Source organism: Sulfurivermis fontis (assembly GCF_004001245.1).
Taxonomy (GTDB): Bacteria; Pseudomonadota; Gammaproteobacteria; order Thiohalomonadales; family Thiohalomonadaceae; genus Sulfurivermis; species Sulfurivermis fontis.
Genome location: NZ_AP018724.1, coordinates 1,357,138 through 1,383,173 on the forward strand (window position 1 = coordinate 1,357,138; position 26,036 = coordinate 1,383,173).

General features: G+C 61.9%; 26 protein-coding genes and 1 pseudogene. 5 read left to right on the top strand and 22 right to left on the bottom strand.

All coding sequences use genetic code 11. The annotated features are described in order from the left end of the window. Window positions 1-739: 739 nt before the first annotated feature. Complete coding sequence (locus EP379_RS07015) at window positions 740-1,426, top strand: Crp/Fnr family transcriptional regulator (protein ID WP_127477127.1); 687 nt, start codon at window positions 740-742, stop codon at window positions 1,424-1,426. Between the two features lie 50 nt (window positions 1,427-1,476). On the opposite strand, the gene EP379_RS07020 is transcribed toward EP379_RS07015, so the two are convergent. The 22 genes and pseudogenes from EP379_RS07020 to EP379_RS07120 all read right to left on the bottom strand — a co-directional run bounded on the left by EP379_RS07020 (window position 1,477) and on the right by EP379_RS07120 (window position 21,214). Next, window positions 1,477-3,018, bottom strand: coding sequence for a nitrite reductase (locus EP379_RS07020; protein WP_127477128.1), 1,542 nt, complete (start codon window positions 3,016-3,018; stop codon window positions 1,477-1,479). After that, the gene (gene nirJ, locus EP379_RS07025) at window positions 3,015-4,187 is read right to left on the bottom strand and encodes a heme d1 biosynthesis radical SAM protein NirJ (RefSeq protein ID WP_127477129.1); all 1,173 of its coding nucleotides are present in this window, start codon (window positions 4,185-4,187) and stop codon (window positions 3,015-3,017) included. The genes EP379_RS07020 and nirJ overlap by 4 nt, the downstream gene beginning before the upstream one ends. A 3-nt stretch (window positions 4,188-4,190) precedes the next feature. Continuing rightward, complete coding sequence (ahbB, locus tag EP379_RS07030) at window positions 4,191-4,700, bottom strand: siroheme decarboxylase subunit beta (protein ID WP_127477130.1); 510 nt, start codon at window positions 4,698-4,700, stop codon at window positions 4,191-4,193. Further along, window positions 4,697-5,140, bottom strand: a complete 444-nt coding sequence (locus EP379_RS07035) for an Lrp/AsnC family transcriptional regulator (RefSeq protein WP_127477131.1) — start codon at window positions 5,138-5,140, stop codon at window positions 4,697-4,699. Before EP379_RS07035 ends, ahbB (EP379_RS07030) begins: the two co-directional genes overlap by 4 nt. After that, complete coding sequence (ahbB, locus tag EP379_RS07040) at window positions 5,140-5,667, bottom strand: siroheme decarboxylase subunit beta (RefSeq protein WP_232023989.1); 528 nt, start codon at window positions 5,665-5,667, stop codon at window positions 5,140-5,142. Before ahbB (EP379_RS07040) ends, EP379_RS07035 begins: the two co-directional genes overlap by 1 nt. Then, window positions 5,664-6,146, bottom strand: a complete 483-nt coding sequence (locus EP379_RS07045) for an Lrp/AsnC family transcriptional regulator (protein ID WP_127477132.1) — start codon at window positions 6,144-6,146, stop codon at window positions 5,664-5,666. Before EP379_RS07045 ends, ahbB (EP379_RS07040) begins: the two co-directional genes overlap by 4 nt. Before the next feature lie 9 nt (window positions 6,147-6,155). Then, window positions 6,156-7,322: a cytochrome D1 domain-containing protein gene (locus EP379_RS07050; RefSeq protein ID WP_127477133.1), complete on the bottom strand. Its 1,167-nt coding sequence runs from the start codon at window positions 7,320-7,322 to the stop codon at window positions 6,156-6,158. Further along, window positions 7,312-7,650, bottom strand: coding sequence for a c-type cytochrome (locus EP379_RS07055; RefSeq protein WP_127477134.1), 339 nt, complete (start codon window positions 7,648-7,650; stop codon window positions 7,312-7,314). Before EP379_RS07055 ends, EP379_RS07050 begins: the two co-directional genes overlap by 11 nt. A gap of 3 nt (window positions 7,651-7,653) precedes the next feature. Next, a complete protein-coding gene (locus tag EP379_RS07060) occupies window positions 7,654-7,986 on the bottom strand; it encodes a plastocyanin/azurin family copper-binding protein (RefSeq protein WP_127477135.1) in 333 nt (110 codons plus the stop codon). 144 nt (window positions 7,987-8,130) lie between these two features. Further along, window positions 8,131-9,165: an ethylbenzene dehydrogenase-related protein gene (locus tag EP379_RS17005; RefSeq protein ID WP_420824457.1), complete on the bottom strand. Its 1,035-nt coding sequence runs from the start codon at window positions 9,163-9,165 to the stop codon at window positions 8,131-8,133. A 105-nt stretch (window positions 9,166-9,270) separates the two neighbouring features. Beyond that, window positions 9,271-9,840, bottom strand: a pseudogene (locus tag EP379_RS17010) (NapC/NirT family cytochrome c); the annotation flags it as partial. A gap of 68 nt (window positions 9,841-9,908) precedes the next feature. Then, window positions 9,909-11,567, bottom strand: a complete 1,659-nt coding sequence (locus EP379_RS07070; protein ID WP_127477137.1) for a nitrite reductase — start codon at window positions 11,565-11,567, stop codon at window positions 9,909-9,911. A 215-nt stretch (window positions 11,568-11,782) separates the two neighbouring features. After that, a complete protein-coding gene (locus EP379_RS07075; RefSeq protein ID WP_172600409.1) occupies window positions 11,783-12,553 on the bottom strand; it encodes a helix-turn-helix domain-containing protein in 771 nt (256 codons plus the stop codon). Window positions 12,554-12,627: 74 nt separating this feature from the next. Then, window positions 12,628-13,842 (bottom strand): NnrS family protein, encoded by a 1,215-nt coding sequence (locus EP379_RS07080; protein ID WP_127477139.1) that lies wholly within the window; start codon window positions 13,840-13,842, stop codon window positions 12,628-12,630. 231 nt (window positions 13,843-14,073) lie between these two features. Further along, complete coding sequence (locus tag EP379_RS07085; protein ID WP_127477140.1) at window positions 14,074-15,903, bottom strand: nitric oxide reductase activation protein NorD; 1,830 nt, start codon at window positions 15,901-15,903, stop codon at window positions 14,074-14,076. Between the two features lie 44 nt (window positions 15,904-15,947). Then, the gene (locus EP379_RS07090; protein ID WP_127477141.1) at window positions 15,948-16,877 is read right to left on the bottom strand and encodes a 4Fe-4S binding protein; all 930 of its coding nucleotides are present in this window, start codon (window positions 16,875-16,877) and stop codon (window positions 15,948-15,950) included. Beyond that, entirely contained in the window at window positions 16,870-17,259 is a 390-nt protein-coding gene (locus EP379_RS07095; RefSeq protein WP_127477142.1) for a hypothetical protein, read from the bottom strand. The genes EP379_RS07090 and EP379_RS07095 overlap by 8 nt, the downstream gene beginning before the upstream one ends. A gap of 343 nt (window positions 17,260-17,602) precedes the next feature. After that, entirely contained in the window at window positions 17,603-18,418 is an 816-nt protein-coding gene (locus EP379_RS07100; protein WP_127477143.1) for a CbbQ/NirQ/NorQ/GpvN family protein, read from the bottom strand. Window positions 18,419-18,437: 19 nt separating this feature from the next. Then, complete coding sequence (locus EP379_RS07105; protein ID WP_127477144.1) at window positions 18,438-18,710, bottom strand: cytochrome C oxidase subunit IV family protein; 273 nt, start codon at window positions 18,708-18,710, stop codon at window positions 18,438-18,440. Between the two features lie 3 nt (window positions 18,711-18,713). Further along, window positions 18,714-19,295, bottom strand: a complete 582-nt coding sequence (locus EP379_RS07110) for a cytochrome c oxidase subunit 3 family protein (RefSeq protein WP_127478859.1) — start codon at window positions 19,293-19,295, stop codon at window positions 18,714-18,716. Between the two features lie 86 nt (window positions 19,296-19,381). Continuing rightward, complete coding sequence (locus tag EP379_RS07115) at window positions 19,382-20,764, bottom strand: cbb3-type cytochrome c oxidase subunit I (RefSeq protein WP_127477145.1); 1,383 nt, start codon at window positions 20,762-20,764, stop codon at window positions 19,382-19,384. A gap of 15 nt (window positions 20,765-20,779) precedes the next feature. After that, entirely contained in the window at window positions 20,780-21,214 is a 435-nt protein-coding gene (locus tag EP379_RS07120; RefSeq protein WP_127477146.1) for a c-type cytochrome, read from the bottom strand. Window positions 21,215-21,483: 269 nt separating this feature from the next. Here EP379_RS07120 and pabB point away from each other — a divergent pair, with 269 nt between their 5' ends. The 4 genes from pabB to EP379_RS07140 all read left to right on the top strand — a co-directional run bounded on the left by pabB (window position 21,484) and on the right by EP379_RS07140 (window position 25,997). Beyond that, window positions 21,484-22,833, top strand: coding sequence for an aminodeoxychorismate synthase component I (gene pabB / locus EP379_RS07125; protein WP_127477147.1), 1,350 nt, complete (start codon window positions 21,484-21,486; stop codon window positions 22,831-22,833). Between the two features lie 304 nt (window positions 22,834-23,137). Next, on the top strand, window positions 23,138-24,163 hold the full coding sequence (locus EP379_RS07130) for an IS110 family RNA-guided transposase (protein ID WP_127477148.1): 1,026 nt from the start codon (window positions 23,138-23,140) through the stop codon (window positions 24,161-24,163). Window positions 24,164-24,926: 763 nt separating this feature from the next. Then, entirely contained in the window at window positions 24,927-25,487 is a 561-nt protein-coding gene (locus EP379_RS07135) for a DNA-primase RepB domain-containing protein (protein WP_127477149.1), read from the top strand. Window positions 25,488-25,766: 279 nt separating this feature from the next. Beyond that, window positions 25,767-25,997, top strand: a complete 231-nt coding sequence (locus tag EP379_RS07140) for a hypothetical protein (protein ID WP_127477150.1) — start codon at window positions 25,767-25,769, stop codon at window positions 25,995-25,997. Window positions 25,998-26,036: the final 39 nt, after the last annotated feature.

Consider the following 26,036-nt stretch of genomic DNA (forward strand, 5'->3'; position numbering starts at 1 on the left):
GCTTCAGCGACCAGGGTTGCCATTTGTCGTGCACGCCCGACCAGCGTGACCTCGACGGTGTATGGTTCTTTGCTCCCATTCTGTGGCAAGGGGCGCAGGATGAGCGGATGCGGGGCGTTGGTATTGACGCCATCGCTGGTATCGCCGGCGGTTGGGGTTTCAAAGAGATAGGTGTAGTTGCAGGCCTGCTGCCGCGGGCAATTGCCGCAGTTGTCCAGTGCGGTATTGCAGCAGTGGGCGCGCAGGGAATGGCCGAACGCTCCGCGCCAGGCGGAGCCGAGGTATTCAAGCGGTGACAGCGGCCCCTAGGGGCGATAGAGAAAGCGCAGCCGCGTGTATTCGGGAACCCAAAAACCAGACATCTTTATTGTAGTTATGTGCCGATTTTAAGGAAGCTCTGAATAAGTTCAGAGCTTCCGCGGCACAGGGATGTGCCGCCATTTTCCAACGACGATAAGTCGTTGGAAAATGAAGCCAAGCGAAAATCACACTTTTCGCTTGGCGTGGTCTGAAAAGTCCAGGATGGACTTATTCAGACCTTCCTTAATTGTAAGTGCGAATCTACCGTAGGCTCTATCGGTATGACAATACAGATAATCCCGGAACGCGCCTTCGCTGCGTCAGCCTGATGGCAGGCGATGGAATCTAATCCAGTCTGAGCAGTCGATTATTGCCCCATCGAAATTACTAATTCACTGCTGTATTGCATAGGCAGGCAGCGGTTAGCATAATCAGGTGTATGGATCAGGCAATCATTTCAGATCAGGAACTGCGCTCGCATGCTTTGTTCAGCGGCTTGAGTGACGATGAGCTGGCGCGTATCAAGGAAGGTATTCAGCTGGTGCACTTGGCGGAAGGGGAGCATCTGTTCACCCAGGGGCAGCCGGCGGATCGCTTTTTCATGTTGCGACGCGGTCAGGTCAAGCTGTATCGGCTTTCCCCCACCGGCAATGAAAAGGTCATCGAGATCATTCGTCCCGGGCAGTGCTTCGCCGAGGCGGTGATGTTCATGGATGTGCAGCGCTATCCGGTCAGCTCGCAGGCCCTGGTCCCGGCCGAACTCTATGCCATCAACAATCGGAGTTTCCTGGGGGTGTTGCGCGATTCCGTGGATACCTGCTTCCGCGTGATGGCGGACATGAGTGTGCGGCTGCATCATCGCCTGAACGAAATCGATGCTCTGACACTGCAGAATGCCACGCTGCGCCTGGTCAACTACCTGGTCGGTCAGGCGCCCAAGGGGGCTGACAAGGAGGCCGAGGTATCCTTGCCGGCGGCGAAGAACATCATCGCCTCCCGCTTGTCGGTGCAGCCGGAAACCCTGTCACGAATCCTTCATTCCCTGAGCGATCAGGGACTCATCAGCGTCAAGGGCCTCAGCGTCCATATCCACGACCTGAAGAAACTGCGCGCCTATTGCGAATAGCCTGGGCGCAGACGATAACCGCCGCTTTCCGCCACAGCTTTGGACTCCACTCAGTGGCTGGTTCCACGCCGGTAGGTCGTTTTGTTGTGAACGTTGTATTTGCCCGAAGGCTTCTTCATCGGCAGGCGCTTCACCTCTTCCAGTGTGGCCGCATCGTAGATCACCAGCGCGCCATCCATTTCCCAGATACTGACCAGGGCGTAGCGGCCGTCATGGGTAAACTCGACATGGGCGGCAGTCTTGCCCGGCGCCGGGCGCAGGGTCTTGACAATCTCCAGCGTGCGCTTGTCGATGACGTGCATGGCGTCCTTGTGCGGGCCGCTGAATACGTCTACCCAGGCATAAGGAGTGTCGTCGTGACTGCGCATGAAGAAGCCGGGACCGAGGGTGTCGATGCGCTTGATGACTTGCCAGGTTTTCAGGTCGATGACGCTGACCACGCCCTCCTTGATATTGGGCGTGGCCAGCACTTCTCTCCCTTGGTGCTCGAAGGTGATGCCGGAGCCGAGATGCGGCATGCCGGGCAGATCGAGATCGGCAATCTTGCGGCCGATGTACAGATCCAGGACCTGACCACCACCATCGCGTGAAGCGCCGATGAGGTGTTCGTATTCTTGATCGAAGAAAAAGTCATCCAGATAGCCCTCGGTAGACATGCGCCGCAACGGGAACGGTCGCACGACCTCATCGCTCTGCTCCTTGTGGAAGTCGTGCACCCAGCCACCAAAGCCCGGCGGCGGCCGATCGGCATAATTGATTTCCCATACCTCGGGGATGTCCTTCAGCGCGGCGATGAAGCTCTGTCGCGGGGGAGCCGTGTAGACGGCGCTGACACGTGAACTGGTGCCGTCCTTGCCGACGGTATCCCACAGCCGGATCGGCTGCAGGGTAGCGGCGTCGAGCAGTACCAGGCTGTGCGGCAGGTAGTTGGCCACCATTACGTAACGTCCATCGGCCGAGACGGCGATGTTGCGGCTGTTGATGCCGGCGCGGACCTCGCTGACCAGGGTCAGGTTGTAGAGATCGTATTTGCTGACCCAGCCGTCGCGCGAGCTGAGATAGACGAAGCGGCCATCCGGCGAGTATTTGGGGCCGCCGTGCAGGGCGTAGCGCGTGGGAAAGCGATGGATGGCCTGGAACTTGTCGCCATCGAGTAGCGTGATGTGATGGTCGCCGAGTTCCACCACCAGAAACAGGTTCTGCATGTTGGCTTTGTAGCGCGGCACATCCGGCAGGTCATTTTCCCTGGCATGTTGCAGGTGACTGGCGCGGATCTCGTTCATGCCCCAGGTTGGCGTGATGGCCGGCTCGGTATAGATGAGGTCGGCCAGTGCCTTGATCTCGTTCTCCGACAGGACTGCGGCAAAGCCGGCCATCTGCGTGGCGGGGCGGCCATGGGCAATGACATCCATGGCCTCGCTCTTGCGTACACGGCTCAGGTTCTGCGGCAGCAGGGCCGGGCCGATGCCGCCGAGGCGCTCGACGCCATGGCAGCTGGCGCAGTGTTGGGCATATAGCTCGGTACTTGGACGTGGTTGGGCGACTGCACTGCACGCCGTCAGCAGCAGCGCAAGGGAGAGCAGTGATTTCATGAACCGACCTTTCGCTGCGGGGCAGCCACGGTGGGGAGGACTTCTTCGTCGTCCAGGTAGCAGCCCGGATCTTCCGCCCAGGGGTTGCCGCTGGTCTGCTGGGCGCGCACGCGGGTGTTGCCGTTGCAGATGGTCAGGTGCATGCATTCGGCGCAGCGCCCCTGTACCGGGCGCGGCTGCTGCTTGAGGCCGGCCATCAGCGGGTCGTTGGTGTCCTGCCAGATGGCGGAGAAGGGACGCTCGCGTACATTGCCCAGCGTGTGGTGCCACCACATGGTGTCAGGGTGCACATTGCCCAGGTTGTCGATGTTGGCGATGTTGATGCCGGAGGCGTTGCCGCCCCACTGTACCAGCCGCTGCTCCATCTCGGCGGCGCGATCGGGAAAATTTCTGCGCACCCACATCAGGAAGTAGACGCCGTCGGCATCGTTGTTTCCGGTGACGTATTCGCGGCGGATACCGCGCCGCTGCTCATCGAGGCAGCGTGCGAACAGCAGGTCCATGGCATCGCGGGTGACGCGGTGGTAAACATCGTCACGGCGGTTGCGGTTGCCGCGTCCGGCGTAATTGAGATGGGACAGATAGAACTTGTCGATGTTTTCCTCGTCCATCAGCGCCAGCAGCTGCGGCAGCTCGGCGGCATTGTCCTGGGTAAGGGTAAAGCGCACGCCCACCTTGATGCCGTGGTCACGGCATAGTCGGATGGCGTGCAGCGAACGGGCAAAGGCGCCTTCGAGACGGCGGAAGCGGTCATGGGTGGCCGCGATGCCGTCGAGGCTGATGCCGACGTAGTTGTAGCCGGTGGCGGCGATGGCGCCGATATTGGCTTCGTCGATGAGCGTGCCGTTGGTGGACAGGCCAACATAAAAGCCCATGGCCTTGGCACGTCGCGATATCTCGAAGATATCGGGGCGCAGCAGCGGCTCGCCGCCGGACAGGATCAGTACCGGCACCTTGAACTCTTTCAGATCATCCAGCACCGTGTATACCTCGGCCGTGGACAGCTCGCCGACAAAGTCCTTGTCGGCGGAGGTGGCGTAGCAGTGCTTGCAGGTGAGGTTGCAGCGCCGCACCAGGTTCCAGATCACCACCGGGCCCGCCGGTTTGCGTGCCGGCATGACAGGCGCCGGGTGCAGCAGGTGCTCCATGAACTGTGACAGTCGGAACATGGCTCAATCTCCGCGGTTGCCGAGGCGCAGCCCGGTCTTTTTCAGGATGCGCGTGCTGTACAACACCGCATGGCCGCGATCGTCATCGCCGAGCAGACGGGCGATCTCCTCCACCTGGGCATCGGTCTCCGCGCGGCTGCGGCCGTGCACCATGGCGAACAGGTTGTAGGGCCAGTCGGGCAGAAAACGCGGGCGGCGGTAGCAGTGGCTGACGAAGGGCAGGGCGCCCAGCTTCGGGCCGAGGATATGGATGCGCTCGTCGGGGACATCCCACACCGTCATGCCGTTGCAGGTGTAGCCCAGGGCATAGTGGTTGGGGACCAGACCGATACGGCGGATGATGCCGTTTTGCTGCATGGCCTGCAGCCGCTGCATCACTTCTTCCGCGCTGATGCCGAGCTGATCGGCAAGGACATGGTAGGGCTCTGCCACCAGCGGCAGGCCGCCCTGGGTGGCGACGATCAGCGCACGATCGGTGGCGTCGGGGAGGGCGATGACCCTGGCTTCGCTCATACCGCGAACCTCAGGTTGAGGTAGTACTCTTCCAGCTTGGGCATGTTGTAGACCGGGTAGCCGGTCTCGGCCTCGATGGCCCGCAACGTGTCCTGCAACTGCTGCTCGGTTTCGGTGGCCAGCACGAACCACATGTTGAACTCGTGGGTGCGCTCGTAGTTGTGCGCCACTTCCACATGGGCATTGACCTGGGCGGCGACGCGGTCGAAATCCTGCGCGGGGATGCGCATGGCCACCAGACTGAGCGCGCCGCCCAGGCGCTCGGCATGAAACAGCGGGCCGAAGCGGGTGATGGTATTTTGTTCGCGCAGTGCCGCGAGGCGCTGCAACAGGTCATCTTCCGTGATGCCAAGTTGTTCCGCCGCCGCGGCATACGGACGCGCGCAGATGGGAAAGCCATCCTGCAGGGCATTGATGATGGCGCGGTCTATGGCATCCACTATTGCGACATCCCGCTTGGCGCCGGCGCATAGATTGCCCCACGTTGCTTGAAGCGGCGGCGGCTGAACAGCACTTCGTGCGGCACATCCGCCAAGCCACAATGCTGCTCGATCTGGCGCACCCGTTCCAGCACGGCGTCGCGGTCCTGCCCATGGATCATGCAGAACAGGTTGTAGGGCCAGGCCGGCAGGCGGCGCGGACGGCGATAACACAGGGTGACGAAGTCGAAGCGGCCGATGCAGTGGCCCAGCTCGCTGACCCTGGCATCGTCGATATCCCACACCACCATGGCGTTGGCGCGGTAGCCCAGTTCGCGGTGGCGCACCACCACGCCGAGGCGCTTGATGGTGCCGTCGGCGAGCAGGGCGGCGAGGCGGTTGATGACCTCGCCTTCATTCAGGCCGCATTGCCGGCCCAGTTCGGCATAGGGGTGGGAGACCAGCGGCAGACCGTGCTGGATGGCGGCGATCAGGCGGCGATCGACGTCGGTCAGATTGTCGGGATGCATGCGCGGCAGTACGTTCATGTCCATTTCAGCTCGAACCCCAGGTCGATGTGAAAGTCTTCCAGCATCGGCAGGGCCATGACGGCGATGCCGCTGCGCTGCTCGATGTCTTCCAGTACCTGTGTCAACTGTTTCTCATCCGCCGCAGTGGCGACGAACCACAGGTTGATGCGGTGCTCGCGTTCGTAGTTGTGATTCACGGCGTCGTAGCCGCTGACCAGCGCGGCAACCTCTTCCAACCGTTCCGGCGGCACGGCCATGGCGGCGAGGGTACTGGCGCCGACGCGGTGGGTGCGGAACACGGCACCGACGCGGCTTACCGCGCCGGCGCCCTGCAGCTCGTGCAGGGCCGCGAGTACGGCGTCTTCCGTGGTGCCCAGCTTCTGCGCGATGTCGGCGTAGGGTGTTGGCGTCAGCGGCAGGTGGTGCTGGAAATCATTGAGCAACTGCCGCTCCAGCGTCCCCAGTTCCAGCGTTTCGGTATGGCGGTTGCGGTGCATGTGGTACTCCTACAGGCCGATGCGATGGGCGCGGGCGGTGAAGAAGATGCCGCTCGGGCTGCGCACCGGCAGGCTGCCGAGGTGTTGCAGGGTGCGGGTGTCATAGATATCGACGCGATTGTCGTCACGCGCCGACAGCCAGATTTGCTCGCCGCGCGGCGTGAATTCCATATGCAAAACCGCCTTGCCGGGCCTCAGGGTGGCGATGACCTTGTGCGTCACGGTGTCGATCACCTGTACCGTGTCGTTGTGCGGGTGGGCGAAGTTGACCCACAACTGGCGCCCGTCGGGGCGGGCCATGGCAAACACCGGCTGGCCATGCACGGCGATACGACCGGCCTCTTGCCAGTTGCGGCGATCGACGATGAGCACCTCGTGTCGGCCTATGGCCGGGAGGTAGGCGTGCTCCTCGCTGAGCGCCCAGCCTTCCAGGTGCGGCATCTTGTAGACCGGCAGCGGCTGTTCGCCGCGGCCATAGTTGTCGAGGATGCGCTGGACGCCGCGTTCCGGTCGCCACAGGTCGAGCAGGGCGAGGCCATCCTCGCCGAACAGGCCGGCGATGTAATGGCGGCCATCCATGCTCACCAGGGCATCGTAGGGCTGGCGGCCGATGCCGCGGTACTTCTCGATCACCGGGTTGCGCGCATCGCGCAGATCGGCCACCCAGATCTCGCCGGCATCGTACAGGCTGAAGGCAAAGCGATTGTCCGTAGTGTCTTCCAGGCCCACCACCTTGGAATACTTGCCGTCGCCATAACTGGCCGGGATGTCGGCCAGCAGTTCCAGCGTGTCGGCAGCGAACACCTTGACGCCGCCCGGTTCGTAATTGGCCACCGCCACCAGGCGGCCATCCTGCGAGATGGCGCCGCCGATGCTGTTACCGGACTGCATGACGCGCTTGGCGATGCTGTGGCGCAGCATGTCCACCTTGGTGAGTGCGCCATCGCGGCCGAAGACATAGGCATAGCGTTCATCACGGGAGTAGACCACGGAGGCGTGGGACAGATCGCCCAGACCTTCGACACGGGCCAGCATCTTCCGGTGCGTGCTTTCGACTATGAGCACGCTGCCATCGGCGCGTTCGATGATCAGGCCGAGATCACCGGTGCCGCGCAGTGCCGGCGTGGCACAGCCGGCAAGCAGCAGGACGCAAATGGCGAGCAGACTACGGCGCATCGGGAACTCCTTTCATCAGCAGCGCAACCAGCCAGGCCACTTCTTCTTCAGTAAGCAAGCCGCGCCAGGGGGGCATCGGGGTACCGGCCCTGCCGTAGAGGACGGTGGCCTCCAGTGTTTCCGTAGGTTTTCCGGCCAGTGCCTGCGGCAGCAGGGTCGGGCCGAGGCCACCCTTCAGCGTCATGCCGTGACACGAGCCGCAGTCGTGGCGCAGCAGATGCAGCAGCTCGCGCTGACGTTCGGTACTGACTTCGGCGCTGGCCTGTGTGGTGGCTGCGGCGAGAGAGAGAACAGCGGTGAGCAGCAGCATGAGTGGATGGCGTCGCATGGCTCACTCCACCACGCGGATCACGCCGCGCATGTGATCCATGTGCGGCTGGCAGACATAGGGAAACACACCGACGGTGTCGAACTTGCGCTCGTAGGTGTCTTCGGGAAACAGGTATTCGCCCGGTTCCTCGCCGGCCTCGCGAAACCAGATGCTGTGAAACTGGCGTTTTTCCTTGTTGACCCAGCGCACGGTGGTGCCGCGCTTGATGGTGAGGTCTTCCGGAATGAATTTGAAGGCGGACATCTCGACGACCACCACCTCGTCAGCGGTGACGGCAGTGGTTATGGAAAACAGCAGAATGAGGCCCAGGCTCCAGGATGTCAGTCGTTGCATGACTACCACCTCGCTCAGCTAGGTCTTCCTTCCCTGAAGGCCGGGCTGTCGTGCAGCCCGGCTTCTTGTTGTTGCCTGCCTACAGCATGCGTGCTGCAGCCAGGCCATACCTTGATGGAAGTCAATTTCAGGCCGACTTCCGTGTTACTGCCTGGTGGCGTTGATCTCGGCCTCCGGGTTGTCGAAGCCGAGCTTGTAACCCAGCGATACATGGTGGTAGCGGCCGTTGGTATGGTCGTCATGAATTGCGAAGCCGATGTTGTACATCTGATCCAGGGCGAGACTGAAATCACCGGCGGCAGAAGAGCTCAACTTGCGCTTCATGCTCACCACCCAGTTACCACCCTGCTTCTCACCGGTGAACTCGACGCCCTGACCACCTTCCATTACACGCTCGGCGAGCAGATAGCCATCCTCGGACTTGCCGCTGCCGGCCTTGTAACGTAGCAGGTCCATGAAGTGGCCAGCCTGCAGTTCGGCGGCGATGTCACCATCGGACTTGCGCTTGTCCCAGCCGCCCATCGGCTCGCTGGTGGAGATTTCCGTCCGGCTCTCCGCGATGTACTTGGTCACATTCTTGCCGGCCGGTGCATCCGGCATGCCGTTGGCATCGTGATGGCAGGTGCCCCAGCAGCCGGCCTGTGCGGCCTCCTGCACGTCATCGGTGGCGATCATCATGGCCAGCTTGACGGGATTTTCCTTGTCCATCATGCCGCCGTCGACGAAGGGCACCGGCACGTGGGCGGTATCCGGCCAGGTGAAGCGCAGGTACAGATACTGGCCGTCGTGAGTAGCCTGTACCTGTACAGGTATGGCGGGACGCTTACCGGGGATCGGCGTTGTCTCGGCCTTTTCGCCGTTAACCATCTTTTTGCCCATGGATTCCTGCTCGCCCTCGTGGCAGGCGAAGCAGCGATCGCCGACCTTCTTGTAGACGCGGGCGCCGCCGTGCTTGGAGCCGGTGAGGGCCCATTCCATGGAGGTCTGGCCGGGGTAGAACAGCATCACCTCACGGCTGGAGGCCTTGCTCCAGTCGACCTTGATGCCGCCGCCTGCGGCGGCCTTGGCCGGGGCCTTGGCTGCCGGTGCCGCAGCGGGTGCCGGTGCGGCTTCTGCAGCCGGCGCCGCCGCGGCCACAGGTACCGGGGCAGGCGCATGCGCCGCGGCCGGTGCACTCATCTTCTCGCGGTAGGCGACCCACTGCGGCGGCAGGTCACGCTTGTAGGCGGCATTGGGTTTTTCCAGCGCCTCGACCTCTGCGTCGGTCAGCTGATCGTTGACCTTCTTGTGGGCGATACCCTTGTGGCAGTCGATGCAAGTCTGACCCTGCTCCATGGCGAAGATGTGCTGCTTGGCGGAGCGCTGCTTCTGGTTCTCCGGGTTCATGGAATCCCAGTCGTGGCAGTTGCGACACTCGCGGGAATCGGTGGACTTCATCGCACGCCAGACATTCTGCGCCAGGCGCAGGCGGTGCTGATCGAATTTTTCCGGTGTGTCGACGGTACCGAGGATTTTGTGCAGGACCTCGTTGCTCGCCTGTATCTTGCGCACCATCTTGTGCACCCAGGGATCCGGAACGTGACAGTCGGGGCAGGTGGCGCGGACGCCGCTGCGGTTGGTGAAATGGATGGTGTGCGTGTATTCCTGATAGACGTTTTCTTCCATCTCATGGCAGGAGATGCAGAACTCCATCGTGTTGGTGGCCTCCATGGCGGTATTGAAGCCACCCCAGAAGATGACGCCTACGACCATGAAAAACAGTGCCGCGCCGATGGTTGTACCGAACAGCACTTTGCGCGAAAAGAATTGATTTTTTTGCTTTAACTTGTCCATCTTCGATTTCCCCCCGGACATCGGCACCGATTGGCGGCAGAAAAAAGGCGGGATGATTGCTCATCCCGCCTTACCTGGCGCCTACGCCATCAGGTCACATGGTTGCTGCGGTTGTGGACATTGAACTTGCCGGTCGGTGCAAAGAGACCCTTGATGCGCGTCTTCTCCTGCAGGGTCTTGGCATCGAACACGACAATTTCGCCGTTGGCGGTCTTGGAGTCCTTGCGGTTCCAGACCGAGGCCCAGACTTCGCTGCCGTCGGCATTGAACTCGAAGTGCACCGCCACGTAGCCTTCCGTGTTGGTCAGGCGGATGGTCTTGGCGACCTTGCCGGTCTTCTTGTCGATGACCTTGACCGACTGCTGGATTTCCGGCTCCGGATGCAGAGTCTGGTCGACCCAGACGTAATCGCTCTTCGGATGGGTGCGCACGAACAGGCCCGGGCCGTCGGTCGGCGTCTCATAGCAGATCTTCCAGGCATTGTCCTTGTGCTTGATCGGATCGTTGCCCCAGACGGTCAGCTTGCCGACACCGAGGTGCGGCGTGCCGCCCACCGGACCACACTTGGGATCGTTCCAGTTGGCACCGGGACCGGGATGCGGACGCTTGTCGGTGTCGATGATGGCTTCCAGCTTGCGCTCCTGGGAATCGATCACCACCATCTTGTTGGAGGCGTTGGCCGCGATCTGGAAATAACGGCCGGTCGGATCGAAGAAGCCGTCATGCAGGAACTTGGCGTTGTCGATCTTGTCGATGCGCAGGTTGTCGATATCGGAGTAGTCCACCTGCCAGGTCTGGCCCAGCTCTTTCATGTTCACCAGCCAGGTGGGGGCATGCGGGGTGTCGTAAATGGCCGCGACACGGGACTCGTTGACGTATTCACCATCGACGTTGACACCGCGGGAGGACACTACCTTGAGGGGTTCCAGTGTCTTGGCGTCCATGATGACGAAATGCGGCGGCCAGTAACCGCCACCGACCACGTACTTGCCATCACCGGAGACGGCGATGTCGCGGGCGTCATAGGCGATCTGGGTTTCCGCCACCAGCATCTTGTCCGGCGTCTGCCACAGGTCGATCTTGGTCACCTTGCCGTCACGGCCCATGGTGTACCAGAAGCGACCCACGTCCTTCGGATTCTCCGGATGGACAGCATGATTGTGTTCCAGGGCCTTCAACACGTGGACGGCGTAGCCGGTGGGGATGTGGGTGACGACCTCTTTCTTGTCGCCGTCGATGACCGCGACCTTGCCGACGTCACGCTCGATGACGACGAAGAAGTTCTCCCAGTTGCGGCCGTGCAGCGGCTTGGTCGGGTAGTCCTTCAGCGGGACATGGACCTTGGTGCGTGCCTTCATCTGGGCCAGGGACATCTCGGGCGGAACCGGCGGCTCCATCTGGATGTAGGTGGCGAGCAGCTTGATATCGGCCTTCGACATGATGCCGTCGAAGTTGTTCATGCCGCCCTCGGTGCCGAAGGCGATGATGCGTTCCAGGCGCTGCTGGCCCAGCTTCCTGGTGTTGACCGGCTCGAGGTTCTTGCCGGTGGCACCCTTGCGCAGTACGCCATGGCAGCCGGCGCACTGCTGGAAGTACAGCAGCTTGGCGCGCTCGAAATCGGCTTCGGACAGCGAGGGACCGGCAGCCGCTGCGGCTGCGGCCTGGCCGCTGAAGGTGATTGCTCCACCAACGAGCAATGCGGAAAGTACGGCTGAGTAGGTCCTGCTTAGCTTCAGTTTCCTTGACATGGTTGTTGCCCCCTGCGGGTTGTGGAAAGTCCGTGACAAAAAGTCCTCGTTCGTTCTGTGACTTTTTTACTCAGCTAAAAGACCTACGGCCTTGATGTGTATCAATTGGATCAGTAAAAAAATTTATCGCTGTCAAACCTGCTGCTATGAGTAGTAGGACAATAGTGCAATATTCATGACATTGCGCAATTTATGTGTCATTTGTGCGGCATATCTCATGTCGCATCGATGCTATTGAGGCCCGCGATCACGCGCAGCGCATCGATGTCGCGCAGTTCCACATGCCGGCCGTGTACCTCCAGCAACTCCATGGTCTGGAAGCGCTGGAACATGCGGCTGACGGTTTCCACAGCGAGCCCAAGGTAGTTTGCGATGTCGTGGCGGGACATGGGCAGCTTGAAGCGCACGCTGGGCAGATCATGCTCTGCGAAACGTGCCGACAGGCTGAGCAGAAAGGTCGCTGTGCGCTGTTCGGCGTTCTGTGCCCCCATCAGCAACGGCACCCACTGATCCTGACGCGTGCGCTTGCTCAAGGCGTTGATGAGTTGCTGCTGAAACTCGCCCAGGCGCTCGCCCAGCAGATTCACCTTGGCAAAATCCAGGCGGCACACACTGCTGGCCTCCAGTGCCTCCACCATGTGGGGGTAGGTGCCTCTGCTGAGTCCCTCCAGCCCCATCAGCTCACCGGGGAAGTAGAAGTCGATGATCTGCTGCTCGCCGTTGGCAAGGGTGAGATAGGTCTTGAAGGAGCCCGATTTCACGGCATAGATCTCGCCAAAGGGCGTGCCCGCGGTAATCACATTCTGACCGATGGCCACCGGCTCGCGGCGGCCGACGATTTCATCGATGAGAGCGGGCACCGGGGCTTCCAGCCCGGCCACCTGGCACATGCCGTAGAGGCCGCAATACTCGCACTCCACGACATTGCTCTTGCGGCGCGAAGAGCGCGGGGTGGGGCAGCAGGTGTCACGTTCTTTGGTATGCATGGCGGCGTTCCTTGGGGTAGAGGATTGTGGATGGATGAGAGCCTTGTTGAGTGGATGATGAATGGTCATGATGTTCAACCCGGTTTTCCGTCCAGTCGTGGACGCAGATAGATGACACCGTATTTTCCGGACCAGACCATCGCAATGCACAACCAGGTCAGCGCCGCGAGCAGGTTGAAGTGCGGACCAAGAGGCAATTCCGCGACAATTCGCAATATTGCGACGCCTGACAGGCCCCAGAACAATACCCAGGTGGTGGTATCGGCCCGGAGTTCACGGCCGGAGTGCCCCAGCGTTACACGACTGGCCATGGCCAGGGTAATGGAGAGCAGGAAGCCGATGGCGATGGCGTGCAGCGGCGCGCGTCCCAATACGGGCCCGAACTTGAAGAACAGCGCCATGCTGTTGATCACATACAGCGCCGCCGCGACGGACAGCCAGGCAAAGGCCACATGCAGGATGGCCAGCAGGCGTACTGCGAACGAGCGCTTGAACTGCCACTGCCAGCTATGCAGCAGTGCAAGGAGCAACAAAGGGAAATCCACCAGCCACAGCCAGCGGTGCAGTGCTAGCAGCTCCAGCACGCCGTGCAGCGCGAGAAACGTCAGCATAGGCAGCAGGGTCAGCTTCGGCTGATACACCTGATAATCCGGCAGCACGCATACGCTGAAGAAGGGGATCATGCGGTGACTGACGCTGACGGCAATGGGCAGCAGGAACCACCACAGGCCCGCCTGCAGCGACAGGTTCAGCCAGAACGGGACATCACTGAGCAGCCAGAGCAGAAACGCTGCTACGCCGATGGTGCCGGCGGTGAGTGCGGCGTTGAGGCAGGTTTCATAGAACTTGTCTTTGGCCGGTGCGGTGCGGTAGACGCGCCAGAGGGCGGTTATCGCCGTCAGATAGCCGGCGAGCAGCAGCGCCACGCCGGCGCTGAGCAGTGCCTTCGAGTGGAACAGGCCGACATAGAACAGCATCACACCGCCGGTCAACAGCAGGAATGCCGTCTGATACCACGAAGGAGGTACTGCTGTACCACTCATCCAGCGCGGATAGGTGGTCATGAGAAAGCCGAAGATGAAGAACGGAAACAGTGTGTAGATCATCAGGAAGGCATGGGCAAAGATACCAGGCAGCAGCGTCGCCGGTGCCGGCCACACGCCGGTGTAACGGCCGAACAGTTCGATACTCCAGTACAGCAGCACGGCAACGAGCTGCACCGCGCCGCCGAACATCATCATGCGGTGGGGGGCTGCGCTGAAGGTTTGCCAGAAGGTGCCTGCCATCATGATTTCCTATTGAATCGGTCGTCATTTTTTAACAGGCCCATGGGGTGCGGGCTTTGACATAGGTCAAACCGTAGTCCCCGGACAAGAAATATCAATTACGGCGGAAATCGTGCGAAAACATTTTGTGTGCACACATTAGTGCATGTGAATCTGGTGATTTGCTGTTTTGCCTGTGTGGGCAAATGCGCGATGTATGCTGGCGTGCTTGGGGTGTGATGGCTGCCGGGTGTGTCAGTTGCCGGTCAGGCGGGCGTAGAGCAGCGGCAGCTGGCGCGGCAGTTCGTCGGGACGGCGGATGACGACGTAATTGCCGGGACCGAACAGATGCGGCAGATAGTCGCCGGCGTGCTGGTCAATGGTGACGCAGAAGGGGTAATGGCCGGCCTCGCGCGCCTCGTGCAGGGCCTGGCGCGTGTCCTCGATGCCGTAGCGGCCTTCGTAGTGGTCGAGGTCGTTGGGCTTGCCGTCGGTGAGCAGCAACAGCAGCTGGCGGCCTGCGGGCTGCCTGCCGAGCAGACGGCTCGCCTGACGCAGTGCCGCGCCCATGCGTGTGTAATAGCCCGGGCGTATGGCCTGGATGCGGCCACGGATGGCGCCGTCATATGGCTCGTCGAAGTCCTTCAGCGTATGGAAGCGGACGTGCTCGCGTTTGCGCGAAGAGAAGCCATACATGGCGAAGCGATCACCGACGGCGGAGAGCGCCTCGGCGAACAGGAACAGACTGTCACGGATGACGTCGATGATCTTCTGCTCATTGTTGACCGCGGCATCCGTGGACAGCGACAGGTCGGCCAGCAGCAGGCAGGCGAGGTCGCGCTGATTGTTGCGGAAGTCGCGGTACAGGCCCTGCTCACGGATCGGATGACCGCTGTGGCGTGCCACGGCGAACTCGAGCCAGGCGGACAGGTCCATCTCGCTGCCGTCGGGCTGGGCGCGCAGCCAGGTGCGGTTCTGCGTCAGCGCCTCGAACTGGCGACGCAGGTGCTGGGCCGTGCGACGCAGGTGCGGCGGCAGCTCCAGCGGCACGACATCGCGGGCCAGCATCGGTTGCAGAAGGCAATAGTCCTTGAGCAGGGCGCGCTGGCGATAATCCCATTCCGGCAGCAGAATGCCGTCGCCGAGGGCATGGTCGTCGTATTCGCTGGACGGCAGGTCGAGATCGAAGCGCAGGCGGCTGGCGACGGTGCGCTTGTTGCGCGTGATGCTCAGGGTCTCCATTTCCAGCGGTGCGCTGCTACCGTCCTCGTCTTCCTCGGTGGCGCGATTGACGTTGACGAACTCGCCCCAGGTAAGCAGGTTTTCCATGCGCAGTGCGATCAGACCGGCTTCCCTTTCGGTGGCGTCCACCCGCTCGCCATGACGCTTGCGTGTTTCCTCGTCGCTGGTCTTGCCGCCGCTCTCATCGGCATCGTCGTCGTCGCTGCCGCCCACGGCCGTCTGGCCCGGTGGCGAGGGGTGCAGCCACAGATACACCGGTTGCGGCGCCCTGCGTGCCGGCGGCAGGGTGACGACACTGCCCGGATCGCGCAGGGCCTGTTGTATGGCCTGTTCCTGGGCCGCTTCATCCGGCTTCAGTGTGTCAGGCGTCGGGCGTAGGGCCAGTTGTGCCGCGCACAGGCGTGCATAGCGCGATTGCAGGCCCGGATAGCGTTTCAGAACGCGTTTGGTGAGTACCTGATTGCGCGCCAGCCAGGGACGCGGCAGATTCTGTTCATCGTCGGCGCTGGCCGCCAGGGCGGCCAGCCACAGATACAGATCGCGATTCAGACCGCGTTCGGGGAACAGGGCCACCTGCGCCGGCAGGCGCAGTGTCTCGCCATCACGCCAGGCCAGCTCCACGGCAGTGCCGCTGCCGGCGATGCGCTGCAGCCAGCGGCGGCGTGCGCCGTGTTCGGTGGCCGTGGCGGTTTCCACGCGCAGACCGCCGTCGCCGCCGAGGGCGCGGAACAGGATGCCGACGGCGGTGCGCATTTCATTCAGCGATACCGCTGCCTGCGCATGGCTTTGGTCCGCCGCGCGCGAGATGAGCTTGTGCCACAGTTTGCCGACGAATTCTTCCATAGAAAATCAGTCTCAAGTTACAGGTTTCAAGCGGCAAGAAAAACTCATTCGCCCTTCTTGCCGAAGTCACGGGCGGAGACATCGAGGGCGCCCTTGCCCTGCACCCACTTCAGCAGTGGGCCCTGCGGATTGTCTTTCTGCACCTGATCGCAGGCCTGCAGGCAGCGGGCGCACTGGGTGCAGGTGAACATGTGGCGCTTGGTGGAGCGCGGCTTCAAGCGCATCGGGCAGGCGTTGTCGCAGGCGGCGTCGCAATCGACGCAGGCATCGACCCGCTCGCGCTCGAAGCCCACCACCATGGCGCGCTTGTTGGCCATCCAGGCCAGGCTCTGGAACAGGCCGATGGCGCAGCCGAAACGGCAGAACAGATGGCGTGCCAGCAGGAATTCGATGACGAACACGATGGTGGCGGCGGTGAGGAAGATGAACTGGAAGCGCGTCAGCTCGCCGTGCCACAGGTTGGCGTACACCTCGAACGGTGGCCACAGATAGGTCAGCAGCGACAGGGCCCACAGGAAGGCGAAGCCGACGATGGCGAGGCCGACGGCGATCCAGTACAAGGGATTGGGCGAAAGATGGCGTCCGTCGGGCAGGTATTCGGGCAGCGCATGACGTTCCCACAGCGTCGGACGGCCGAAGGCGCGGCGCATCAGGGCGTTGATGGTTTCCACCACCGAAAAATGCGGGCACAACCAGCCGCAATAGAGGCGGCCGTATTTCCACGACACCCAGACGCCGGTGCCGATGATCAGGGCGATGGGCAGAAAGCCGCGCAGCAGCAGATTGAGGAAGGCATGGCCGATACCGGCCTCGCCGCGCAGGAAGGCATCCAGACCCAGGGTCCAGTGCTGGCCGAACAGGATGAAATGACCGAGTTTGAGATCGAGGCGGAACAGATCGAGCGGCGGCGCCAGCACGAACAGGGCGAAGAAGGCGATGCGCGTCCACAGACGCAGATCCTGAAGTCTAGTCACAACGCAGTCCCAGGAGCGGATAACGCCAGGACTTGCCGGCCATGGCCTTGGCCAGCCCCACCATGCCGAGCAGGATCAGGCTGCTGTGTCCGACGGTGAAATAGATGATCACGTACATCCAGACATGGGCCGACTGCCAGCCGCCGCCAAGCAGAATCAGGGCGTTGACGATCACCAGGATCACGCCGCCCCACAGGCTGGCGGCCACGGTCTGGCGCAGGTGACAGCGGGCGAGGGCGGAAGCGGTGATGCGGTAGCGGAAATAAAGCCACAGCAGCGCCAGAAAACAGAGGCCGGGCAACAACAGCAGGTTGGCGAGATACAGCGCCTCGGCGGCAACGGCTATGCCCTGGCCGGGAGCGGAATCGGTCTGTGCATTCATGCGGGAACCTCCGCGGATGAGCGGGATAAGAGAGACATGAAACCGGCACCTGAACCCGTGGCCGTGCGTGCAACGCACTCCCTCCTGTATATCTTTATCTCTACACCTCTTGTAGCCGGTGTCACGGGGGAAGTGCGCTGATCTATATCAATTCTGTCGGCTATTTTGCGGTAGGCAAGAAATTCCGCAGGATGTGTAGTGTTTCAGCGGCCATGTTCGGGGGGCTAAAGGCGGGCCTGCGATGAAAGAGCTTTTCGTGATGGTTTGTCGTCAGCGCTTCTTGGGTTCACTCCGACTCATGCCGCCGTTCTGGTGGTAGTGACCGCCTTATCGCTCCCGCTGTTTAGCGTCCGAAGCTGGCCTCGGCCACCTCCATCAGCGCCTGCACTGTTTCGAGATCGTCGCTCAGCGGTTCCGCCAGGGCGGCGCGGCAGGCGGCGAGGGGATCGCAGCCGTTCTTGATCAGGGTGGCGGTGTAGACCAGCAGGCGGGTGGAGGCGCCTTCCTCCAGGTCGTGATCCTGCAGCTTGCGCAGCGACTGTGCCAGATTCACCAGCCGCGCCGCCAGATGGGCGTCGATACCGACCTCGCCCATGAGGATCTCCTGCTCGGTCTTGGCATCGGGGTAGTCGAAGCGCAGGGCGACGAAGCGCTGGCGCGTGCTCGGCTTCATGCCCTTGAGCAGGTGCTGGTAGCCGGGATTGTAGGACACCACCAGCATGAACTCCGGCGGCGCCTGCAGCAGCTCGCCGGTGCGCTCGATGGGCAGGATGCGCCGATCGTCGGACAGCGGATGCAACACCACCGTGGTGTCCTTGCGCGCCTCGACCACTTCATCGAGATAGCAGATGGCGCCCTCGCGCACCGCGCGGGTGAGCGGGCCGTCCTGCCAGTAGGTCTGGCCGTCACCGATGAGATGGCGGCCGACCAGATCGGCGGCGGTGAGATCGTCGTGGCATGAGACTGTGTAGACCGGACGGCCCAGCCGCGCCGCCATGTAGGAGATGAAGCGCGTCTTGCCGCAGCCGGTGGGCCCCTTGATCAGCACCGGCAGCTGATTGTTGTAGGCGTATTCGAACAGGGCCACCTCATCGCCCTGCGGCTGATAGAACGGCAGTTCGCCGGTGGCAGCATCGCGGTGCAGTGCGGACCTGGTCATGGGTTTCCTCCGAATGTCGTTAGCCGAGGCTGACGTAATACGCCACACCGATCAGGCTGCATACCACTACAAGATAGCCGAACACCAGGCCGCGCCAGAAGGGGCGCACGTGTTTCAGGCCCATGAAGTGGTCGGCCACCATCTGGCTCTTGAACAGCGTCACCGCCAGCACGAAGGAGACGATGCCGAGGCCAGTGGTGCCTTTCTGGCCGATGAACCAGGTCAGGCCGGTGAGGGCGAGCAGCACCAGCCAGATGAGGGTGCAGGGGCGGAGGCGTGGTGTCGTCGTCATGGATCAATGAATCACGTAGACCAGCGGGAACAGGATCAGCCACACCAGATCGACCATGTGCCAGTAGGAGGCACCGGTCTCGACGCCGGTGTGATCGGCGGCGCTGTAGCCGCCGCCGCGCGCCTTGAGCAGCACGGCGGCGAGGATCACCATGCCGAGTATGACATGCATGAAATGGAAAAAGGTCAGTGACAGGTAAAACATGAAGAAAGTGTTGGTGCTGAGCGAGATGCCGGCGCTGAACTTGGCGGCGAACTCGAACATCTTGATCACCAGAAACACGCCGCCCATGGCGATGGCGGCACCGAGCCAGTGACCACAGCGGCGGCTGTCACCGGTGCGGATGGCGGCGACGGCACGAACCACGAAATAGCTGCTGGTCAGCAGCACCACGGTATTGACGGCACCGGACAGGCGGTCGAGGTGGACCTGCGATTCGTTGAACAGCTCGACGTTGTTGGCGCGGGCAAAGGCATAGGCCAGGAAGAACACGCCGAACACCAGCAGCTCGGCGAAGATGAAGATCCAGATGGCAAAATCGCCGGGGAGTGAATCGCTGTGAGGTTTCTGCACGGAGTCCGTCATGGTCAGGCTGAATTCGGGCACGCGGGGCGTGCGGAGGGCGACGGCGAAAAAAAAGGGGGGCGCAAGCGCCCCCCATAAGAGCTCCACTATGAGGAGGCCAGAGATTTGCTTTCCTTCGCGAAGAAACTGTACACATACAGGCACAGACCCACGAAGAAGATCACGCCGGTCCACAGACGCAGCCAGTAGAACAGGGCGATCTTGTCCTGTACCACCATGAACGGCAGCGGGGTGTCGCTGACGCGCTGCAGGTAGACCTGCAGAATACCGGCGCCGGTCAGGAACAGGGTGATGAACACGATGGAGATCGTCATGATCCAGAACGACCACATCTCAATCAGCTGGGCACGGCCGTTGGCAGCCGGAGCCTTGTGATGCAGATGCGGCCAGGCGTAGGAGATCATGGTGATCACGATCAGCACATAGGCGCCGTAGAAGGCCATGTGACCGTGGGCAGCGGTGATTTGCGAACCGTGGGTGTAGAAGTTCACCGGGGCCAGGGTGTGCAGGAAGCCCCACACGCCGGCGCCGAGGAACGCCATCACCGCACAGCCCAGCGCCCACAGGGTGGCCGCCTTGTTCGGGTGTTCCTTGCGGCGACGATTCACCATGGTGAAGGCGAACACGGTCATCATGAAGAACGGAATCGGTTCCAGGGCGGAGAAGATGGAGCCCCACCACTGCCAGTATTCCGGGGTGCCGATCCAGTAGTAGTGATGACCGGTGCCGACAATACCGGTGATCAGGGCCATGGCGATGATCACGTACAACCACTTCTCGATCACTTCGCGGTCAACGCCGGTCAGGCGAATCAGCACGAAGGCGAGAATGGAGCCCATGATCAGTTCCCAGACGCCTTCCACCCACAGGTGCACAACCCACCACCAGAACATCTTGTCCAGTACCAGGTTGGCGGGGTTGTAGAAGGAGAACAGGAACAGCACGGCCAGACCGGTCAGACCGGTGAGCAGTACGATGTTCACCACGGTCTTGCGGCCGGTGATGATGGTCATGCCGATGTTGTAGAGGAAGGCCAGGGCGACCACTACGATACCGATCTTGGTGATCGTCGGCTGCTCCAGGAACTCGCGTCCCATGGTGGGCAGCAAGGCATTACCGGTCATCTGCGCCAGACCAGAGTACGGCACCAGCAGGTAGCCGAGGATGGTCAGGGCACCTGCCACCAGGAATATCCAGAACATGGCGATGGCCAGCTTGGGGCTGAACAACTCACGCTCCGCCTCTTCAGGCACCAGGTAGTAGGCCGCGCCCATGAAGCCGAACAACAACCAAACGATGAGCAGGTTGGTGTGGACCATGCGGGCGACGTTGAACGGGATTTCCGGGAACAGGAAATCGCCGATGACATACTGCGTGCCCAGGATCAGGCCGAACAGTATCTGCCCTATGAACAGGCCGATGGCGGCGATGAAATAGGGCTTGGCAACAGCTTGAGATGAATATTGCATGACGTCGTCTCCCCCTTAACCCTGGACGTTTGGCGGCCAGTTGGCGCTGTTGATTTCCGAGGTGTACTTCAGGAATTCAGCCACGGCATCCAATTCTTCGTCGGAAAGGTTGAACTGCGGCATGCTGCGCCGGCCCGGAATGCCTTCCGCCGGACGGCTCTTGATGAAGCCGATGATGGCATCTTTGCTGCCACCGAAGCGGGTGTAGACATTACCCAGTTCCGGTGCGAAGTAGGCGCCTTCACCCAGCAGGGTGTGGCAACCCAGACAGTTGTTTTCCTCCCATACCATTTTGCCCATGGCTACCTTCGCCGTGAGATTCTGACGATTATCACGCTTGGGTAGTGCTCCTAGTGTGTCGAACGATAAGGCCAGAAACAGGAGGATGAAGAACACACTCCCCCCCAGGTATATGTTTCTGGCCATGCTTTTTGTAAAGGTTTCACTCATTATGATTCCTCCTTGGCCGCCGGTTTGTTGTTACCGCTGGACGCCATCGAGACTGCTATGGCCGGTTGACGTTATAGTTAAATAACTGACTTCCCTACCTTGATTTACATCAAGATGGTTTTATAGAGACTTGCGAAGTGACGGCCTATACCTCGTAGGTGGCATGACAACCGGCGTTATCGTCGGGCGTATTTGTGACATTTATCATTCAGCTATAAGAATCCTCTAACATACGCACCTGCCTCCCAAACGCCCGTATCCGAAACGTGATGCCGCCGAACTGTTATCCGCTGCCGTATCCCGACGATGTGCCGGCCCTGTTCCGTCCGCTCGCTGCGTTGCCTTGGGCGCAGTGGCTGGACAGCGCCGGGCGCGATCGCTACGACATCCTGGTGGCGGCGCCGCGCATTACCCTGATCACCCGCGGCGACAGCACCGAGATCTGCCGCGACGGCCGTTGCAGCTACAGCGGCGACGACCCGCTGGACCTGTTGCGCCGGGCGCTCGGCGAGGCGGGGCCGCGTGCGGCGGTGCCGCCCTTCGGCGGCGGCGCCGTCGGCTATTTCGGCTACGACCTGGCGCGGCGTTTCGACGCGCTGCCGGCCCAGGCGGAAGACGATCTGGCCCTGCCGGAGATGGCGGTGGGCATCTATGACTGGGCGGTGGTGGTCGATCACGCGGCGCGGCGCTGCTGGTTGAGCGGTGATGAGATGGCGCTGCATCAGTGGCAGGCGCTGAGCGGTCAGGCGGCCGCCACCGGCGCGTTCACCGTGCGTGAAGCGCCGCGCAGCGACCTGCCCGAGGCGGCCTATGCGCGGGCCTTCGCCCGCGTGCAGCACTACCTGCGCGAAGGCGACTGCTATCAGGTCAATCTGGCGCAGCGCTTCTGCGCGGCGGCGGCGGGCGATGCCTACGCGCTGTATGTCGCGCTGCGGCGCGAGAACCCGGCGCCCTTTGCCGCCTGGCTCAACTTTCCCTTCGGGCAGGTGCTGAGCGCCTCGCCGGAACGCTTCCTGCGCGTGCAGGGCCGGCAGGTGGAGACCCGGCCCATCAAGGGCACGCGGCCGCGCCTTGCCGACCCGCAGGCGGATCGGGCGCAGGCCGAGGCCCTGCGCGCCAGTCCCAAGGATCGGGCCGAGAACCTGATGATCGTCGACCTGCTGCGCAACGACCTGGGCAAGAACTGCGCGCCCGGCAGCGTACAGGTGCCGCAGCTGTTTGCCGTGGAGAGTTTCGCCACCGTCCACCATCTGGTCAGCACCGTGAGCGGCGAACTGGCCGCTGGGCGCGACGCCCTCGACCTGCTGCGCGGCTGTTTCCCCGGCGGCTCCATCACCGGCGCGCCCAAGCGCCGCGCCATGGAGATCATCGAAGAACTGGAGCCGCACCGTCGCGGCGTCTACTGCGGCGCCATCGGCTACATCGGCTTCGACGGCAGCATGGACACCAACATCGCCATCCGCACCCTGGTGCACAGCCGGGGCCGTGTCTGCTTCGCCGCCGGCGGCGGCATCGTCACCGACTCCACCGCCGCCGAGGAATATCAGGAAAGCCTGGACAAGGCCGCCGCCCTGCTGCGGGTGCTGGAACGGTTCCGCGAGCCCCACGCAAATTTGTAGGCGAGTCGTATTCGCGACCCCGCCTGAAGCGGCGTACAAATCCCGGCATTCGACTCTGACGAGGAATGGGCTGGGGCAAACGGCATCGCGGAGAATTGAATGGACGCCTCCCACCCCGTGAGCGCTGAACACGAGTTATCCGGCGCGCTGGCCGTCTTCGGTATGGAGGGACCTGCGGCGCCCGGCGCCGTGGATAGCTTTGCGGTGTGGGTGGGATGAAGGTGGACCCTCACGGGCCGACGGCATCGAAGTGCCCAAGGTGGAAGATACTGAAGGTCTTCACAGGCAAACCGGAGGGTCCGAAATGAATGGTAGCAAAACGGTCGTTGGCGTGGATATCGCCAAGCGGGTATTTCAGTTGCACTGGATCGACATGGAGACCGGAGAGATCGTGAGCCTGCAGCTCAAGCGCGAGAAGTTCCTCGAACACTTCGCTAACCGGCAACCATGCCTCATTGGGATGGAAGCCTGCGGCGGTGCGCAGCACTGGGCGAGGAAACTCACGGCGCTGGGCCACCAGGTCAAGCTCCTGCCAGGCAAGGCGGTGAAGCCGTTCGTCACCGGCAACAAGAACGACCGGCAGGACGCGCGGGCGATCTGGACAGCGGTGCAGCAGCCGCACGTCAAGGCGGTGGCGATCAAGACGGAAGAACAGCAGGCCATCCTGGCGCTGCACCGCATGAGGAGCCAGTTGGTCAAGTTCCGCACCGCGCAGATTAACGGCCTGCGGGGGTTGCTCGCCGAATACGGTGAAGTGATGCCGCAGGGCAAAGCGGGGGTCAGGAAGGGAATTGCTGCGGCTTTGGCCAGACTGGAAGACCGGCTGCCGGCAATGGTGATCGATACGTTGCGCGAGCAATGGGCGCGCATCGAGAAGCTGGATGGGGAAATCGCCGCCATCGAGCAGCGCATCCAGCTGTGGCTCAAGCAAGACGAAGCTTGCAAGCGAATCGCTGAAATTCCTGGTGTCGGGCCGCTGACCGCCACGGCGGCGGTCGCCATCATGGGCGACGCCAAAGCCTTCAAGTCGGGGCGAGAGTTCGCCGCCTTCGCCGGCCTGGTGCCGCGACAGGTGGGCACTGGTGGGCGCATCAAACTGCTCGGCATCAGCAAGCGCGGTGACACCTACCTGCGCACCTTGCTGATTCACGGTGCGCGATCCGTGCTGACCCACGCCAAAGACCCCGGCCCGTGGGTCACGAAATTACGCCAGCGCCGGCCGCTGAATGTCGCGGTCGTGGCCCTGGCCAACAAGATGGCGCGAACGATCTGGGCGATACTCGCCCATGAACGGACGTACCAAAAGGGATTCGTCAGTCAGCCGGCATAGGTGCCTGACGAGTGTATCAACCACTTTGAAGAAAGGAGTGGCCGCCGTAAAGGTTGCGCAAGGTCGATAAAGTGTGATGGCAAACAGGTCAGACCGTGACCCGCCAAACCTGTATGGCGGTAAGGACTTCGAGTCCTTCAGGAGAATGAGGCGCGGGTCAGCGGATTCCATCAGGGCCAGCAGGTCTATTCCTGCACAACAGGCCGGATATAGAACTGCAGCCTATCTGTCCCAACACACCAAAATCGCCCTTGGCAAACGGGAGGCGTCCATATAGCCCGCCATGATCCACAGGAGCGAATCGTATTCGCGAGCCAGCCCGACATCGTGCACAAGCCCAACATACGCAACGGACGAAGAAAGGGCTTGATCGAACCGCGGATTTTCGCCTTAATGACCCACGACAGGCCGCCATGCCGGAACAGGGGACCGACGGCAGGGCCAGTGCCCTGTTTCTCCGTCTCCCTCAGGGAGAAGGCCGGGATGAGGGGAGCGACGAGCGGTATTTCGTATCGCTGATGGTGGGGCTGTCTGTTGCTCTCTCCCCACATTGCGGGGATGAGACAGGCAGGACATCCGATACTCCCTCCCCACAACGTGGGGAGGGCCGGGGAGGGGCGATGCGGCGTTGCCGAAGTCTGCGCCCCCTCCCGGCCTCCCCCGCACACGGGGGAGGAGTGACAGGCAGTTTCAAGGCAGATGCCGTTCAGTCGGCAGCGTGGTACAACAGCACTCCATAACAACAAGACACTCGGGGGCAAGCATGGGCCGTATCATCCATCAGCAGGACATCATCGAGCGGCAGATCCTCGCCATGGGCATCGCCCGCTTCGATGTCGCCACGCGCAAGAAGAGCGGCTCCACCCTGGCCCACGACGGCCTCTATCTCACCCAGCTCTGGGGCCTGGTCGACCTGTTGCGCGAACAGAACCAGGCCGGCCACGCCGTCCTCATCCGCCCCCACGGCGAACACGGCATGACCCTGCTCGGCGGCCTCGACAACGCCCGCCTCAGCAAACTCCGCGTCGAAGGCTTCGAACCGGCCCTCGTCGTGCAATACGGCAAGGACCTGTTCCAGGCCTGGCTCAAGCACGACCGCAAGCTCGACCAGGCCACCAGCGAAAAGGTCGCCAAATGCCTCGCCGAGATCGCCGGCGTCGACGCCTCCATCTCCCACTGGGACAGCTACGGCTACCTCGCCAACTTCCTCATCCCCGCCTGGGTCCAGGGCGAGGAACAGGAGGCCTACCTGATCGAAGACCGCGGCATCGTCTACAGCGCCGCGCCGCAACTGCTGTCGAAATACTGCGCCGCAGCAAGCTGACCGCCGGGCACATGGACGTGACTCTCAACCCCACCCCGACGAACTCGAAGCTGTGTAGGGCTCTGCCTGCAGACAGTGGGGTAGGGCTTTGGCAGTATCCGGCTAACGGATGAGCAAATGAAGGCAACTTGTTGGTTTCTTATCAGAAATGGCCTGCGTCGCCGTAAGCCAATTAATGTGATAGGCCGTAGCGGTGCTATTACCAATAGTACGGCGTCGGCCTAATACACTGTAAGCCCTCATCACAGCATTAATCACCAGAGAAGTGGAGTACCGCAAATGGCTCATGAAGTCTCAATGGACATCAATAACAAACTCATACTTCACAAAGATGTGATACTTGAAGTGAAGAGCAATGGGAAAAAACTCGGAACACTGCTCATCAGCAAGGGGAATGTTGAGTGGTTGCCATCAGGTAATTCCGTCAATAAACATCGTCTCTCGTGGGCCAAGTTTGCAGCGCTCATGGAAGAACAAGGAAAACCTGTCAAAGCAAATAAAGCGGACTAACCCATCTGTCGAGAGGGATGCTCCGCCACTATCGGCGTC

Excerpts from the sequence above, each read along its gene's own strand:
- EP379_RS07080 (WP_127477139.1), bottom strand. The coding sequence starts at position 13,842 with ATGATGGCAGGCACCTTCTGGCAAACCTTCAGCGCAGCCCCCCACCGC.
- EP379_RS07060 (WP_127477135.1), bottom strand. The coding sequence starts at position 7,986 with ATGCAACGACTGACATCCTGGAGCCTGGGCCTCATTCTGCTGTTTTCC.
- EP379_RS07115 (WP_127477145.1), bottom strand. The coding sequence starts at position 20,764 with ATGCAATATTCATCTCAAGCTGTTGCCAAGCCCTATTTCATCGCCGCC.
- EP379_RS07140 (WP_127477150.1), top strand. The coding sequence starts at position 25,767 with ATGGCTCATGAAGTCTCAATGGACATCAATAACAAACTCATACTTCAC.
- EP379_RS07110 (WP_127478859.1), bottom strand. The coding sequence starts at position 19,295 with ATGACGGACTCCGTGCAGAAACCTCACAGCGATTCACTCCCCGGCGAT.
- EP379_RS07095 (WP_127477142.1), bottom strand. The coding sequence starts at position 17,259 with ATGAATGCACAGACCGATTCCGCTCCCGGCCAGGGCATAGCCGTTGCC.
- EP379_RS07135 (WP_127477149.1), top strand. The coding sequence starts at position 24,927 with ATGGGCCGTATCATCCATCAGCAGGACATCATCGAGCGGCAGATCCTC.
- EP379_RS17005 (WP_420824457.1), bottom strand. The coding sequence starts at position 9,165 with ATGAGTGCACCGGCCGCGGCGCATGCGCCTGCCCCGGTACCTGTGGCC.
- ahbB (WP_232023989.1), bottom strand. The coding sequence starts at position 5,667 with ATGAACGTACTGCCGCGCATGCATCCCGACAATCTGACCGACGTCGAT.
- EP379_RS07070 (WP_127477137.1), bottom strand. The coding sequence starts at position 11,567 with ATGTCAAGGAAACTGAAGCTAAGCAGGACCTACTCAGCCGTACTTTCC.
- EP379_RS07055 (WP_127477134.1), bottom strand. The coding sequence starts at position 7,650 with ATGCGACGCCATCCACTCATGCTGCTGCTCACCGCTGTTCTCTCTCTC.
- EP379_RS07075 (WP_172600409.1), bottom strand. The coding sequence starts at position 12,553 with ATGCATACCAAAGAACGTGACACCTGCTGCCCCACCCCGCGCTCTTCG.
- pabB (WP_127477147.1), top strand. The coding sequence starts at position 21,484 with ATGCCGCCGAACTGTTATCCGCTGCCGTATCCCGACGATGTGCCGGCC.
- EP379_RS07015 (WP_127477127.1), top strand. The coding sequence starts at position 740 with ATGGATCAGGCAATCATTTCAGATCAGGAACTGCGCTCGCATGCTTTG.
- EP379_RS07050 (WP_127477133.1), bottom strand. The coding sequence starts at position 7,322 with ATGCGCCGTAGTCTGCTCGCCATTTGCGTCCTGCTGCTTGCCGGCTGT.
- EP379_RS07085 (WP_127477140.1), bottom strand. The coding sequence starts at position 15,903 with ATGGAAGAATTCGTCGGCAAACTGTGGCACAAGCTCATCTCGCGCGCG.
- nirJ (WP_127477129.1), bottom strand. The coding sequence starts at position 4,187 with ATGTTCCGACTGTCACAGTTCATGGAGCACCTGCTGCACCCGGCGCCT.
- EP379_RS07045 (WP_127477132.1), bottom strand. The coding sequence starts at position 6,146 with ATGCACCGCAACCGCCATACCGAAACGCTGGAACTGGGGACGCTGGAG.
- EP379_RS07120 (WP_127477146.1), bottom strand. The coding sequence starts at position 21,214 with ATGAGTGAAACCTTTACAAAAAGCATGGCCAGAAACATATACCTGGGG.
- ahbB (WP_127477130.1), bottom strand. The coding sequence starts at position 4,700 with ATGAGCGAAGCCAGGGTCATCGCCCTCCCCGACGCCACCGATCGTGCG.
- EP379_RS07130 (WP_127477148.1), top strand. The coding sequence starts at position 23,138 with ATGAATGGTAGCAAAACGGTCGTTGGCGTGGATATCGCCAAGCGGGTA.
- EP379_RS07100 (WP_127477143.1), bottom strand. The coding sequence starts at position 18,418 with ATGACCAGGTCCGCACTGCACCGCGATGCTGCCACCGGCGAACTGCCG.
- EP379_RS07020 (WP_127477128.1), bottom strand. The coding sequence starts at position 3,018 with ATGAAATCACTGCTCTCCCTTGCGCTGCTGCTGACGGCGTGCAGTGCA.
- EP379_RS07105 (WP_127477144.1), bottom strand. The coding sequence starts at position 18,710 with ATGACGACGACACCACGCCTCCGCCCCTGCACCCTCATCTGGCTGGTG.